Origin of the sequence: Campylobacter sp. BCW_6873 (assembly GCF_001762365.1) — a bacterium.
GTDB lineage: Bacteria > Campylobacterota > Campylobacteria > Campylobacterales > Campylobacteraceae > Campylobacter_D > Campylobacter_D jejuni.
Genome location: NZ_MJWS01000079.1, coordinates 62,736 through 78,212 on the forward strand (window position 1 = coordinate 62,736; position 15,477 = coordinate 78,212).

Genomic DNA, 15,477 nt, shown 5'->3' on the forward strand with positions numbered 1-15,477 from the left:
TTTCCTATTGTCTTATATTTTGCTCTTTTAAATACCATTCATACATCATCTTAATGCCGTCTTCAAGCTTGATTTTTGCCTTCCAGCCTAATTTTCTAATTCTTTCAGTATTGGTTGTCTTTAACATTGTTCCATCAAGCTTGGAAGAGTCAAAAATGATATCCCCTTTATATCCTATAATGTCTTTTATCAAAAAAGCAACTTCTTTAATTGAGTAATCCTTGCCATCAGCTAAATTTAAGTGAGTATTATGAAAATTTTCATCATATTTTTTCAACATAGAAGCATCAATTTTATCCATTGTAAAAATACATGCATCTGCAACATCATCCACGTAAATAAATTCTCTTCTAGGGTTACCACTTCCAAGCAATGTAACCTTATTCTCATCAATATCAAATTGACTTAAATATTTTAAAACATCTTGTATATTATCCAATCTCAAGCTATTAAACAACTCTTGATGCTTTTGCTCATTTAGCAATTTTCCTAAATAAATTTTTGCAAATATTGCAGGAAAAACATGAGCTGTGGCTAAATTAAAATTATCCCCAGGTCCATAAATACTTGTTGGAACTAAAGTAATAAAATTTGTGCCAAATTGCTGGTTATAAAACTCGCACATTTTATTACCTGTAATTTTAGCAACCGCATAAGGCTCATTAATAAATTGCAATTTTCCCTCAAGCATACTTGTTTCCTTTATCGGCAGTGATGCATCCTGTGGGTAAATACAAAGAGAACTTAAGTAAAGTAATTTTTTACAATCATTCTTATAAGCTTCATGTAGTACAAAAGTTTGCATTATTAAATTTAAATACAAAAAATCAGCTCTTCTCTCTAGCTGTTCCATCATGCCACCCATTTTAGCAGCACAGAAAAAGACATATTCTGGTTTTTCTTTTTTAAAAAAATCGGTTACAGCTTGCTGATTTGTCAAATCAAGTTCAGAATGAGTTCTAAAAATTAAATTTTCATAGCCATCATTTTGTAATTTTTTTAAAATTGAAGAACCGACTAAACCTGTATGTCCTGCTATATAAATTTTAGAATCTTTATTCATTATTTATCCTTATTCATTGCAAGAATATCACGCTCTGAAAGAATAGGAGAATTTGTTGGCCAATCTATAGCGATTCTTTCATCATTCCAAGCATAAGTAAATTGATCAGGAGCATCTAAATATTCGCCCTCATAAGCAAGCTTATAGTAATACACGGCTTCTTTTGAACTTACATAATGAGAATTTCCCATATTTGGCGGCAATAAAATAAGCTGTTGATTTCTAGGGCTTATAATAAATTTCTCCCATTTTAGATAAGTTGGCGAATCTTTTCTGCAATCAACCACAACTTGATGCACTTCTCCATAGACACAAGTTACAAGCTTATAAGTTTTTACATCACCATGAATTCCACGTAAAACATTAAAATGAGAATTTATAAATTTATCATGCTTAAACTTAATTCCATTTGGCACTAAATTACTCAAATATTCATCTGTAAATGCTGTCCATATATCACCCCTTAAATCACTAAATTTATTCGGAGTTATTATATATACCCCGTTCAAAATTTTAGATTCTTCTATATTGAATTTTATTTCCATCGAAATCTCCTTTTTAAAATAATAAATAATAATTTGATAGGCAAACAAATATAATATAATCTAAAGAAACTGTTATGGGCTTTAATAATTTCTACGCCAAATTGATACGAAAGATAATTCCTTAATCTTTGCAATTCCATATAATACCCTTCATTTCTTTTAATAAGACATTTATCTTTATTTTTTATAAAATTTTTAAATTCTTTTATGTTTGTCCTATGTCTAAGCAATACATTATTTAAATGATAAAAAAAATATAATCTTTGAACCCAACCGTTTGCTCCGATAAAACCATAACCTATTTTATACGCCAAACTTTGTTTCACTCGTACTGTTGCATTGTTTTTTAATAAATACATAATATCAAAATAATCTTTACTGCTGAATTTCTGAAATTTAATATTCAGTTTATAAAAATGGGTATCAATAAGAAATTGAAATATATCCTGATTTTGATATAGTAATTCTAAAAATAACATATGAAGATGATGATAAGAATTGCTTAATTTTTTAAAATTTAAATAAATATCTTGTGCGATCAAATACGAAACTAAAGCAATATATGGATATTTTTTTAGAAGAAAACCATTCATATTTAATAAATATGAATGAAATAATACAAAATTATCATAACAACCCAAATCATATGACTTAGTTATTAGCATTTCCAAAAAAGACATAAACTCATTTTTATAAACAATTTCTTTAATTATTTGATTTGCTTTCTCATAATCACACAATGAAAAATATATTTCTATCTGCGAAAGAATAAAAACTTTATTATTTTTATCTTCTTCATAACCCTTTTCCAAAAAAAACATCTGCTTTTTCTTGGAAAGTTTCATTTCTCTAGCAAAAATAAATAACATAAAATAAGAATAAGCTTTTTGTTGTCGAGATAATCTTAACTCATCTATATTATCAAGAATAAAATTATATTGCTGTATCTTTGAAAAATATTTATAAATACAAATAGATCTGCTTACTCCTATGAAACAAGCTAATCGTGAAAAACCAGAATTTCCTGAATGATAAATTTCTTGAGCTTTAGACATTAAAATAATTTCAAAAAAACTTCTCTCATCATTAGACAAATGTTTATCACATAAAAACTCTTCTGCTAAAAAAATTTTATTATCGCAATATTTTTTAAGAATTTTAGAAGAATCTGTATCATCACTAAAAATTATAATATTTTCAATATAATTTAACTTATATTTGATCACCGATGCTATCAAATTAAAACTAACTGCTTTATAAGCCGAAAACATAAGCCATCTAGAATAACCTTTAAATTCAAAAACAATATCACCGCTACGAATATGTATTGCTACAAATCCTTTTTCAAACATCTTAGCTACTTTTTCTGCTTCAAGCATTATATGTCTAAAATTTAAAGAAAATTGAATTTCATTCCAAGATTTCCTTAGGAGCTTTCTATATTGCCGTTCTTTAACATCACTAAAAATAGTGGATAAATCTTCTTGACATGATTGGTGTCCAAAAGAATATTCATAAGGCTTGTTTTTTAATATATAAATACTTTTCCCTTTCATTTTAAAGAAACTATGAATAATAGAACTAGGTATAGTATCATAGTGAAATTTTTTTATAAAATCACTATGAAAAATTTCTTCTTTATCAATACAATCATTACAACATAAATATCTATCAGTTTTTTTATATTGATACAATAAGCTATCAACTTTATTTTTCCAAACAAAACCAAAATGAAAGTTAAGAATTTTACTTATATACATAGCATTCAATAAAGAACACATTCTTTCACCAAAACCATCGTCTCTATTAGAGATTATTAATTTTCTCTTATATTTTTTCAAGAATTCTCCTTATTAGTTTACTTATACTAATATTATTTTTCTTTTTGATATTACTATCAATATTAAAACAATTAATTCCGCAAGATACATATTTTTCTCCAATAATTCTATTTTCTTTTTGCAAAGAATAGAAAAATAACGTACTAATATATTCACTAAGCCATGCAATCTCTCTTTTATTAAATATATTAGTTCTCATATAAAGATCATTTTTCATAATATCATACACTTGAAAAATTATTTCAAATAAAAAATTTACATAGTTAAAATAAATTTCTCTTTTCATTATAAACATATTATATGGGTAATATTTTGTATTTTTATCGATTATATTTAAAAAATCTGAATATCTTGGCTGCATACTAGAAATCAATTTAACTATATTATATCCTGTATGATTATTGCCATTCCAAGAATATAAAAATTCTTTGCAAGATTTAAACTCTTGAATCTTATCTAAAATAAAATTACAATCAAAAATTTTAGGAATAATCAAGTCATAATTTTTAATTTCTCTGAAAAAATCTATTGAAGAAATATACTGAAAATATTTTTTATCTAAAGCATCAAATAAATATGAATAACCATCTCCATTTAATTGCAGACTGTTTGTAAAATTATTATCAAAAATAAAATGTCTTCTATAATGCATAAACCCTATATAGTCAGGATTACCTAATTTATCATAATTTTTCCAAGCCCAATAAATTCCCGTTAATTCATTTAAGTAGCGATTTAAATATGATATATTATCCCCTGTATCATCTCCCATCATATTTTCACACATCCATTCAAATTCCTCCTTGGACATTTCTCCGTCTTTAGAAGCTTCTGTTGCCAAAGCTCTTCCTAGGTGAATAGGAGTTAAAATATCATCTTTAAGTAACTCAGCTGGTTTATGGTAACCCACAAGTATTTTGATGCTTGGATTTTGATTTTCTTTTTTTTCTTTCATTGCAATAACTCCTTTATAAATTTCAACACTCTCTCCACGGTTTTATCCATATCATAATATTTATAATCTCCAAGCCTACCTAAAAAATACACATTTGTAAGTTTAGCAGATTCTTTTAAATATTTTTCATATAGCTTTTGATTTTCATCATTGGGTATAGGATAGTATCTTTCATTCTTACCTTCTTCATATTCACAAGGAAATTCATAAGAAAGTATGGTTTTATTAGATTTTTCATCAAGGTAATATTTATACTCAACACTTCTTGTAAAATCGTAATTTTCAGGATAATTTACCTGAGGGCCTGATTGCATATACTCTTTATCAAAAGTTTCAAATACTATATTTAAACTTCTATAAGGCAATCTTCCAAATTTATAGTCAAAAAATTCATCAATCGCTCCTGTATAAAATAATCTTTCATATTCTATATCTTTTTTTATGTCTTTAAACTCAGTATTTAATTGTACTTTTATCAAAGGATGATTGATTATATTTTCAATCATTTTTGTGTAACCATCTTTTGGTATAGCTTGATAATTATCTACAAAATATCTATCGTCACGACTTATATATACAGGAACCCTTGCACTAACTGAAAAATCAAGCTCTTCAGGTTTTACACCCCATTGCTTTACTGTATAACCTAAAAAAACTTTTTTATAAATATACTCGGCTAAAAATTCTAAATCTTTATCGTTTGCATTTTTTAATTCTAAAATAGGAATTTTGGAGTTAAAAGCAAATTTACCTACTAATTTTTGTTCAAGCTCTTTGGCTAAATACTCTGGAAAAACTTTATGTAAAGTATCAAGATTAAAAGGGATATTTACTTCTTTACCATCTATAAAAGCTTTTACTCTATACATAAAATAATGCCATTTTGTAAAACGACTTAGATACTCCCATACTTCTTTTATACTAGTATGAAAAACATGGGGTCCATATTTATGCACAGTTATATTACTCTCTTGATCTTTATAATCGTAAATATTTCCACCAATATGCTCTCTTTTATCTATGATTAAAACCTCTTGTCCTTTGCTAGCTAAACGCTCAGCTAAAATCGTCCCGCTAAGCCCACAACCTACAATTAAATTTTTTACTTTTTTCATCTTAATACTTTCTATTGTTTTCCCAATTCCAAGCACTTTTAATTATATCTTTAATATCAGTATATTTTGCTTCCCAAAATAAGATTTCTTTTGCTTTTTTATTATCTGCGTATAATCTTGCAGGATCTCCAGCTCTTCTTGGTGCATAATTTATAGGGCACTTTTTACCACTTACAACTTCAGCTGCACTGATAATTTCTTTTACACTTGTACCTATCCCCGTACCAAGATTTATACAACCACTAAATTTATGTAAATTTTCCAAGGCTAAACGATGAGCTAATGCTAAATCTTCTACATGAATATAATCTCTTATACAAGTTCCATCTTCGGTATCATAATCATTTCCAAAAATATTTATAGCAGGAATTTCTCCTTTTATAGCCTTTAAAACTAAAGGAATTAAATGAGTTTCAGGTTCATGACTTTCTCCGATAAGTCCATCCTTACTTGCGCCTGCTGCATTAAAATATCTTAAAGAAATATGCCTTAAACCATAAGCTTTTTCATAATCAGCAAAAACTTGTTCTATCATAAGCTTGGTTCTTCCATAAGCATTGATAGGATTTTGAGGGTGCTTTTCATCAATTGGGGTGTATTGTGGTTCTCCATAGGTTGCACAAGTGCTTGAAAATACTATATCCTTAACATTATTTTCAAGCATTGCATTTAAAAGATTTATAGTTCCTACTACATTATTTTGATAATATTTTGCAGGATTTACAACACTTTCTCCCACATAAGCAAAAGCTGCAAAATGCACTAGAGCATCTATTTTTTCTTGCTTGAAAACACTAGTTAAAGAAAAGGTATCTAGTAAATCTGCATGAATAAATTTAGCTCTTTTATCTATAGCTTGTTTGTGTCCATAGATAAGATTATCTATGACAATGCAATTATAATTATTATCTAGTAAATGTTTTAAGGTATGTGAGCCTATATATCCTGCACCACCTACAACTAAAATATTTTTCATCTACCTACACCTTGATACTCAAAACCTAGTTTTATAGCTTCATTTTTATCAAGTAAATTTCTTAAATCAATAATTTTTTTATGATTTAACAAATCATAAGCTTTTTTCAAATCAAGACTTGAAAATTCTTTCCATTCTGTTAGTATAGCAATCACATCAGCATCTTTTATGGCTTCATACATGGAATTAGCATAATCAATCTTATCCTCTAAAATTTGTTTAGCTAAATCCATAGCTTTTGGATCATAAGCACAAATTTTAACTTTTTGTTCTAAGAGTTTAAAAATAATATCTACAGCGGGACTTTCTCTACAATCATCAGTGCCATCTTTAAAAGCAAGGCCAAGTACGGCTATTTTTGGATTTTTGATATCCTTAATACTATTTAAAATTCTTTCACTCATGTGATTTTTACGCTCTTCATTGCCTTTAATAGCTGCATTGATTAAAGTTAAATCGATATCATTTTGCTTACCCATAAAAGCCATAGCTAAAGTATCTTTTGGAAAACACGAACCTCCATATCCAGGTCCAGGATTTAAAAAGCGATTTCCTATCCTAGTATCAAGTCCCATACCTTTAGCAACTTCTAAAATATCAGCTCCAGCTTTTTCACAAAAATTTGCCATTTCATTAATATAATGAATTTTAATAGCCAAAAATGCATTTGAAGCGTATTTAATAGTTTCTGAAGAACGGCGATTTACAAAAAGCAACTCACTTTTTCCTTTAAAAGGCTCATAAAGCTTTTCTATCACTGCTTTTGCTCTTTGTGAATTTGTTCCTACTATAATTCTGTCTGGATTGAAAAAATCATATACTGCAAAACCTTCTCTTAAAAATTCAGGCAAAGAAAGAACATCAAACTCTGCATTTGGATTTTTCTTGCTAATTAAACTTTCTATATCATCGCCTGTGCCAACAGGAACAGTGGATTTTGTAGCAATTACTGTATAACCTGTTAAATAATCCGCTAACTCAGTCGCAGCTGCATGAATATACTTCATATCTGCTTCTTTTGTAACTGGGTGCGGTGGAGTTCCTACTGCTATGATCACTAAATCCGCATCTTTAATGCCTTCTTGCATAGAAGTTGTAAATTTTAAACGACCTTCTTTTACATTTTTATGAAAAATTTCTTCAAGATTATCCTCATAAATTGTTAAAATTCCATCATTTAAAGCATCAATTTTTGATTTTTCTCTATCTATGCAAATAACATCATTTCCAAGTTCTGCTAGACCAACACCTGTTGGAAGTCCAACATAACCTGTTCCTATAATTCCTATTTTCATATATTTTATCCTTTAAATTCTGTAATTTTTTCTTTAAAATACTTTATAGTTTTTTCTAAACCTTCATCTAAATTTATCTTTGGCTCCCAATTAAATTTAGCTTTAGCTAAAGAAATATCAGGTCTTCTTTGAGTTGGATCATCTAATGGCAAATCTTTATAAATAATCTTTGATTTAGAACCTGTTTTTTCTATGACCTTTTGTGCTAATTCTTTTATAGTAAATTCACTAGGATTACCAGTATTTATAGGCCCTTGAAAATCTTTTGAAGAATTCATCACTTTAATAATAATATCAATCAAATCATCAACATAACAAAAAGAACGCGTTTGCGAACCATCTCCATAAATTGTGATATCTTTTCCGCTTAAAGCTTGACATATAAAATTACTTACAACCCTGCCATCATTTGGATCCATATTTTCTCCATAGGTATTAAAAATTCTTATTATTTTAATATCAACGCCTTCATGTCTATGATAATCAAAAAACAAACTTTCAGCACATCTTTTCCCTTCATCATAGCAAGCACGAATTCCTATAGGATTTACATTACCTCTATATTCTTCATTTTGTGGATGAATGAGTGGATCTCCATAAACTTCTGAAGTTGAAGCTTGTAAAATAGTTGCATTATGCTCTTTTGCAAGCTCAAGCATATTTATAGCACCATATACACTTGTTTTTGTTGTTTTTATAGCGTGTTTTCCTTGATAAGCAGGCGGAGAAGCTGGACAAGCAAAATTATAAATTTGATCAAGTTTTTGTGTGATTTTTAGTGGCTCACAAATATCATGCTCTATAAAAGTAAAATTCTCATTTTCTAAAAGTTCTTTGATGTTTTCCATTCTACCTGTATAGTTATTATCTACACAAATAATTTTATTGCCTTCACTAAGCAGTCTTTTACATAAATTAGAACCTAGAAATCCCGCTCCCCCAGTGATTAAAATAACTCTCATTATAAATACTTTCTTAATTTCAATAAAAGTTATTATTATAATTCAAACTAGCTTATATTAAAATAATTTTTAAAAATTTCCCTAAACGATAAGAATAATGTTTTTTGATTTTTCTACTTTCTAGATCTTCACCAGAAGAAGAAAAAACAATAAAAGGGTAATTTTTGATTGCTTCTTGAAACAACTCTTGTTCTTTTTGAATATTTAATATCATTTTTTTAGCATTTAAAACAATTTTTATTAAACCTCTTAAACTTCTATAGTTAGATAAAACAAATTGCCCTAAACGATAAGACAATTGATATTTAAGACATTCTGCTCCACTTAAATGAAATTTTTCAAAATAATCTTTTAATTCTTGCAGTTTATTTTTAAGTAACAACGGATCTTTATCTATAAAAAAAATAATCAAAGTTCTATCAAGTAAAGTAGGCAAAAATGTTTGTTCGACGAGGATTGATATTTCATTATTTGAATTATATTTTAAAACTTTTATCAATTCCAAACAAGTAAAAATCCAATTCATAGACATTTGGTACCTTTTTAATTCATAGGTATTTTTATCAAATTCTATATATAAAGCATACAAATAAGAGTTAGTATTTATGCTATATTGTTTTTGATTGCTTATACTGCTTTCTCTAAAACGATATATATACTTTTTCTCAGGATATATATATATATTATCAGTCATAGAAAAAAGTGCTATACCAAAATGATGATCTTCATGGATGATCTGATTGATAAATTTAATATTAATTTTTTGCAAAAAAGTAAAGTCAATCATTCCTTGCCAAGCATACCAAAATAAATAATTACCTATTTCTCTAGTCCTTTTTAACCATTGCAAAGGAGTAATGATTTGTTCTTTTGCGTAATTATAAATTTCCATTTGAGTTGCTTTATTTTTATTTAAAAACTTATAATCAAACCAAAGAACATTAACCCCATTCATTCTAGGAACACATTTTTCTATACAATCAAGCTCCCAATAATCATCAGAATCTAAAAAGATAATATAGTCTATACTAGGATAAATAAAATCAGCTAAATCTTTAGTAGCATGAAAAGCTTTATAACTTTTATACACTGTATAAATTTCATAGGGATTATTACCTTCTATATTAAATTCGATTAAAGAATTTTTTTCTAAAATTTGAGTTTTATTTTTAAGTATATATTTTCCACTAAAATACTCTATGCCGACATTTTTAGCAGAACTATGACCACCATTTTTTTTATCAAAAAGTATAAATCTTTCATCTTTTAAAGTGTATTCTTTAGCTATATTAAATGAGTTTTCATCAGTGCTACCATCATTTACAAGCACAACTTGTAAATTTTTATAAGTTTGATTAATAACACTATCTAAACATTCTTTTAAGTATTTTTCTACATTATAGATTGGGATAACTACGCCTACTGTTTTATTCATCTTTTACCTAAAATATTTTCTTTTTATTCTAAAAATCTTTTTTTTTATACTATAAAAAACACTATTATATTTTTTATAGTATTTGCTAGGATCTTGAATAATGCAAGAAATTTCAGATATTTCACTAGCTTTAAACACTGTTTTATCTAACTTATCATAAATAAGTGAAAAATCTTGCGAAAATTTATATAAAAATTCTAACTTATACTTATCATCAATACGCCTTAAATTCCATAAATACATTTTAAATTTAAAATAATAAAAAACATCTTGCAATCTACTTTTAAGCTCTAAATTTTTATCAAGAAACTTATCTAAAAACTCAAACTCATCACAAACGCAATATATTTTATCTTTACTCTTAACTGAAGCATGTTCATTATCTTGTCTATAAAAATAAAACCCTTCTTTATAGAAATAAATACTTGAAGCCAAACTTAAAATTTGAAACCATAATCCTATATCTTGATAAGAAGCTCCTTGTGTTTCATTTGCTCTTATATCATGTTTTTTTATAAAATCCATTTTATAAAGACTAGATTGATTCATATTCCAAGAATTTATAATAATACTTGGATTTAAATACGAATTAGTTTTTTTATTATACAAAGTTTGATCATAACATATAGAGAGGTTTTTAAAAACTCTTTGGCTTCTTTTATCTTTAAAGCCAATAAAATCAGATTTAACTACTTGGCAATCTTGATTGCGGGCTAATCTATAAAGTTTTTCACACATATCTATTTTTATATAATCATCACTTTCAACTATTGTAAAATATTCTCCTTTAGCTTCTTTTAATCCTAGATTAATTTGATAACCCAGACTCTTTTTTTTTGAAAAAATAATTTTAATTCTACTATCTTGCTTTTCATATGATTTTAATATATCTATAGTTCCATCAATTGAATACGCATCTATACATAAAATTTCAATCTCTTTTAAACTTTGAAAAATCACACTGTCTAAACATTCTTTGATATATTTAGCCGAATTATAAGAAGGGATAATAACAGAAATTTTAGGTTTAACTAAACATTTATACATTTGCATTCTTTTTAGCTCTCAAATCCTCAAAAAACCCCTTAGGATTAAAAAACAATTTTCTTGCCAAACGATAAAATTTAGTATGTGAAATCATAGCGCCAAGATACTCTAAACCTAAAATTTTCATCAAAAATGAAAAAGGTCTTATGCTTCTAAGCTCATACAAATAAGGTTTATAAACAAAAGATCTTAAAGGATAAAAGCTTTTATCATATTTTTGCGCCATCAGCATTTTTTCTTTATCAATGATGATTTGATAAAAAATTCCATCATGCTCAAAACTATAAAGCTCGTTAATCAAATAATAAAGCATTTCATACAAATCATGCTCATCGTCATTGTTTTGACTTAAAAAATCCAAGATAACTTTTTTTTCATTCTTCTTTAAAGTTAAAAAATATTTTTTCATTTGATAAAGTTTTTGCTCGCTTAAATTTAAATCTTGTTTATAATCTAAATCTAAATTTTTTCCAAAAAACCAAGAATGAGGTAAAATTCCTTTTTGAAAATAAAAAATATCACAATAATCTATACCATCAATTTCTTCTTTCATACTTGCATCCAAAAATATTTTAGTGATTTTTTCTTGTTGCAAAAAATCCAACAAAGGTTCATATTTTAACTCTTTAGCTATAAAAAAATCACTTATATTTTTATAGATAATTTCTCCCACATAAACACTAATATCCTTAAAATCATAATTTTGATCTTTAAAAAGCATTAAAACTTTTTCACCTTTAGCTTTAAAAACTTGCAAAGGTTTTAAATCGTGTTTTTTGATATTTTTTAAATGCTTATAAAAAAGCCGATGATTCTTATCTTTATTTTGCATATAAGCGTTTTGATTGGGTTCTATATGATAAAAATGATACATATAAATTCCATAAAAACAAGCCTCATAACCAAGTAATGAAAACCAAGATCTAAAACCTTTAAAGTCAAAAAAATTCCAATTTCTAGCATCATAACTTAAATTAGCAGGCATTTTTTCAAAACTCACACAAGTTTTTAAAATTCTAGCAAAAAGATCAAAATCTTCATAACCATGCCCGATAAAATTTTCATCATTTCCGCCCAATCTTAAAAACTGATGTTTATTTATCACGATACTTGAAGTAGAACTTGGGGAAAAAAATTTTACCCAAGTATTTTTTGCCGTAAATAAATCCTCTTGTATTAAAATATCCCAAAATTTATCATCGTATTGTTTTAATTTTTCATTAGCTTCTTTACTAAGATACACTACGGGTAAAACTATCAAAGCATTGATATTTTGAGAAATATTTTTAATTTGAATTAGTTTTAAAATTTTTTCAAAATTATCTAAAGAAATATAACAATCCACATCCAAAAATAAAAGAACATTTGAATGCGCATAACTTGCTCCTAAATTCCTACATCTTCCTTGAGAAAAAGCTTTTTGATCCATATCTTTAAGATAAATATGATGGTTTGTTTGGATAAAATTTTTAAGCTCGTGATCTTTAGATGAATATCCTTCAACGAAAATAAATTCTATATTCTCATCGCTTTTAAAATATTTCGCCTTTTTAACAACCCTTTCTTCTATATAGGAACGCTCTTTACTTAAACCAAAAGGAATAATGACCGATAATAAAGGCATAATTTACACATTCCCTATGGCATAAAGCTGGATAATACCTACAACTTTTTCTTCTTTTCCTACTATAATTTCTTTGATTTTATGTTTTAACATGATCTCCTCTGCTTCACTTGCCATAGCATCAGCATCGACTACTTTAGGATTTGTACTCATGATTTCTTTAGCTTTAAAATCAAATCTTGGCTTATCACTTGCTTTTAAAGCACGACGCAAATCCCCATCAGTGATAATACCCACTAATTTTTCATTTTCAAGCACCACACAAAGCCCTAGCTTTCCACTAGTCATCACATCAACAAGATCGTTAAATTCGGTATCAGGATGCACTATAGGAAGGTTACTTGAAACCATAAGATCTTTTACCTTGGTTAAAAGCTTACGCCCCAAACTCCCCCCTGGATGAAAAAGAGCAAAATCATCAGGTTTAAAATTTCTTGCTTTCATCAAAGCAGCAGCTAAAGCATCCCCCATAACCAAAGTTGCTGTTGTCGAAGACATAGGAGCAAGCTGTAAAGGACAAGCTTCCTTTTCGACAGCTATATTTAAAAATATATCACCTTGCTTTACAAGGGTGGAATTTTTTTTACCACTCATTACTATAAGTGGAATTTTGCGTTTTTTTATAGCAGGAATAATTTTTAAAATTTCTTCAGTTTCTCCTGAATTTGAAATAGCAATTAAAACATCTTCGGAAGTTAACATTCCAAGATCTCCATGCAAAGCCTCTCCTGGATGGATGAAAAAGCTTGGTGTTCCTGTGCTTGCTAAAGTAGCTGCTATCTTAGCGCCTATATGACCTGATTTACCCATGCCACTGACTATACAGCGCCCTTTGGTATTTAGCATTAAATTTACAGCTTGGTTAAAATTTTCATCTAAATTTTTAGCCAAATCCAAAATAGCTTGCGCTTCTTTTTCAAAAACTTCTTTAGCTATTTCAAGAGTATTCATATTTAAACCTTAAAGATTAAGCACAACATTGGTTGCGATAGCAATTTGATAAAGAATTTGAGTTAACATTGAAAAAATTTGCAAATTCTCACTATCTACTTTTGGCAATACCAACACAGAATCGCCTGGTTTCATATATATACCACTATGATATTTTTCAGCTTTTCCATTGCTTCGTATCACCAAAACTTTTGAAGTATCCGCTCTTTCTCCATAACCTCCTGCAAGATTGATATAATATCTTAAATCTTTTCCTTTATCATACACAAAAGCCCCAGGTAAAGAAACCTCGCCTTGAACTATGATGAGATTATTCTTACTTGGCACATTAATAGTATCACCATCTTCTAAAATAACTGAATTATAAGACTTTGGATTATCGATGACAATTTGACCCTTAGGCTCTACTTGCTTAGCTCTTTGGATAAATTCTAAAATCGTTTTTGCTTGTTGAGCTCTTATAGCTGCACCTTGAGCTGTAACAGAACTGCTAGTTAAAGCTAGAGTTTCAAGCTCTTTAAGCTGAGCATTGATAAGTTCTTTTTGAGTTCTCGCTACACTTTTTCTAAATACTTGTAAAGCTTGCATATTTGATTGCGGATTAGCCTTGATTAGTTTAGAAATATCTTCTAAAGTCGTTCCTTTACCCACAACCAAAGTTTTTAAACCATTATGCTCACCATTTACACTTATAGTTATATTTTCAGAAACATACTCAGGGTGAAATTCTACCTCATCTCCCGTTCTAAGTAAAACTTTTGAAAATTGCATTTTATTATAAGCACTGACATCAAGTTTATGATCTTCACCATAACTTTTTACGATAGCATTAGTTACGATAGGTTTAGCACCTGATACTCTAGCTAAGTCAGCTAAAGTTTTAATATCATTTGAAAGTTCAAAACGAAAAGGTCTTTGCACATCACCATCAACAAAAGCGTAATTTTGAACATTTCCTACTAAAATAACATCTCCACTTCTAAAAGGAAAAAGATCCATTTGCCCTTTTAGCAAAAAATCATATAAATCGATATTTTTTATCACGCTGTTATTACGCAAAATTTGAATATCTCTAAAACTTCCATATTCTAAATTTATACCTCCTGCTTTATCAAGATACTGGATCACTGAATCCGAACTAAGTCCTTGATAAAGTCCTGGAGCATTAACACTTCCTGTTACAAAAACACTGACATTTTGATAAGCATTCATATCTGCATAAACAAAAACATTGCTTTTATAGATTTTATTAACACGTGCTTTTATAACACTTACAAGGGCACTATTTTTCACACCTAGCAAATTTACAGCTCCTACTTTAGGGATAAAAATATTTCCTTGAGAATCCACCACTAAAACTTGCGAAAACTCAACAGCTCCCCAAATTTTAAGACTGATTTGATCACCGACTGCGATCTTATAATCTGGGTTATAAACTCTTTGATTGTAATTTTTAAAATTTCCATTAAAAAGATGAGCGCCAAATACTAAAATTTGATGAATTTTTGTAAGATTATTTTCTTTATTTGCTATATCATAATTTGAGCTTAAATTTTGATCTATACTAGTTGTAGTAGAACCTTGATCTTCCGCTGAAATGATTTGTGAAACATCCACGGCTCCAAAACATAAAATACAACTAAAAAATAAAATTAATATTTTTTTCAT

At 27.9% G+C, this 15,477-nt stretch carries 13 protein-coding genes; all 13 read right to left on the minus strand.

Annotated features, from left to right (window positions below; all coding sequences use genetic code 11):
• Positions 1–4: 4 nt before the first annotated feature.
• The 13 genes from AJ932_RS07440 to AJ932_RS07500 are packed head-to-tail and all read right to left on the minus strand — an operon-like array spanning position 5 to position 15,477.
• Positions 5–1,063, minus strand: coding sequence for a GDP-L-fucose synthase family protein (locus AJ932_RS07440; protein ID WP_002912519.1), 1,059 nt, complete (start codon positions 1,061–1,063; stop codon positions 5–7).
• Entirely contained in the window at positions 1,063–1,608 is a 546-nt protein-coding gene (locus AJ932_RS07445) for a dTDP-4-dehydrorhamnose 3,5-epimerase family protein (protein ID WP_002912518.1), read from the minus strand. The genes AJ932_RS07440 and AJ932_RS07445 overlap by 1 nt, the downstream gene beginning before the upstream one ends.
• A complete protein-coding gene (locus AJ932_RS07450) occupies positions 1,599–3,449 on the minus strand; it encodes a capsule biosynthesis protein CapA (RefSeq protein ID WP_032582290.1) in 1,851 nt (616 codons plus the stop codon). Before AJ932_RS07450 ends, AJ932_RS07445 begins: the two co-directional genes overlap by 10 nt.
• The gene (locus AJ932_RS07455; RefSeq protein WP_002912516.1) at positions 3,436–4,404 is read right to left on the minus strand and encodes a DUF4422 domain-containing protein; all 969 of its coding nucleotides are present in this window, start codon (positions 4,402–4,404) and stop codon (positions 3,436–3,438) included. The genes AJ932_RS07450 and AJ932_RS07455 overlap by 14 nt, the downstream gene beginning before the upstream one ends.
• On the minus strand, positions 4,401–5,519 hold the full coding sequence (gene glf / locus AJ932_RS07460) for a UDP-galactopyranose mutase (RefSeq protein ID WP_070278648.1): 1,119 nt from the start codon (positions 5,517–5,519) through the stop codon (positions 4,401–4,403). The genes AJ932_RS07455 and glf overlap by 4 nt, the downstream gene beginning before the upstream one ends.
• A gap of 1 nt (position 5,520) precedes the next feature.
• On the minus strand, positions 5,521–6,495 hold the full coding sequence (gene galE / locus AJ932_RS07465; protein ID WP_070278650.1) for a UDP-glucose 4-epimerase GalE: 975 nt from the start codon (positions 6,493–6,495) through the stop codon (positions 5,521–5,523).
• Complete coding sequence (locus tag AJ932_RS07470; protein WP_070278652.1) at positions 6,492–7,790, minus strand: UDP-glucose dehydrogenase family protein; 1,299 nt, start codon at positions 7,788–7,790, stop codon at positions 6,492–6,494. The genes galE and AJ932_RS07470 overlap by 4 nt, the downstream gene beginning before the upstream one ends.
• Positions 7,791–7,795: 5 nt before the next feature.
• The gene (locus AJ932_RS07475) at positions 7,796–8,752 is read right to left on the minus strand and encodes a UDP-glucuronic acid decarboxylase family protein (protein ID WP_070278654.1); all 957 of its coding nucleotides are present in this window, start codon (positions 8,750–8,752) and stop codon (positions 7,796–7,798) included.
• A gap of 52 nt (positions 8,753–8,804) precedes the next feature.
• On the minus strand, positions 8,805–10,187 hold the full coding sequence (locus AJ932_RS07480) for a glycosyltransferase family 2 protein (protein WP_070278656.1): 1,383 nt from the start codon (positions 10,185–10,187) through the stop codon (positions 8,805–8,807).
• 3 nt (positions 10,188–10,190) lie between these two features.
• Positions 10,191–11,234 carry a glycosyltransferase family 2 protein gene (locus AJ932_RS07485; RefSeq protein WP_070278658.1) on the minus strand — a complete coding sequence of 348 codons (1,044 nt, stop codon included), beginning with the start codon at positions 11,232–11,234 and terminating at the stop codon, positions 10,191–10,193.
• A complete protein-coding gene (locus AJ932_RS07490; RefSeq protein WP_070278660.1) occupies positions 11,227–12,858 on the minus strand; it encodes a glycosyltransferase in 1,632 nt (543 codons plus the stop codon). Before AJ932_RS07490 ends, AJ932_RS07485 begins: the two co-directional genes overlap by 8 nt.
• Before the next feature lie 3 nt (positions 12,859–12,861).
• Positions 12,862–13,809, minus strand: a complete 948-nt coding sequence (locus AJ932_RS07495; RefSeq protein WP_070278662.1) for an SIS domain-containing protein — start codon at positions 13,807–13,809, stop codon at positions 12,862–12,864.
• Positions 13,810–13,818: 9 nt separating this feature from the next.
• Positions 13,819–15,477, minus strand: a complete 1,659-nt coding sequence (locus AJ932_RS07500) for a polysaccharide biosynthesis/export family protein (RefSeq protein ID WP_070278664.1) — start codon at positions 15,475–15,477, stop codon at positions 13,819–13,821.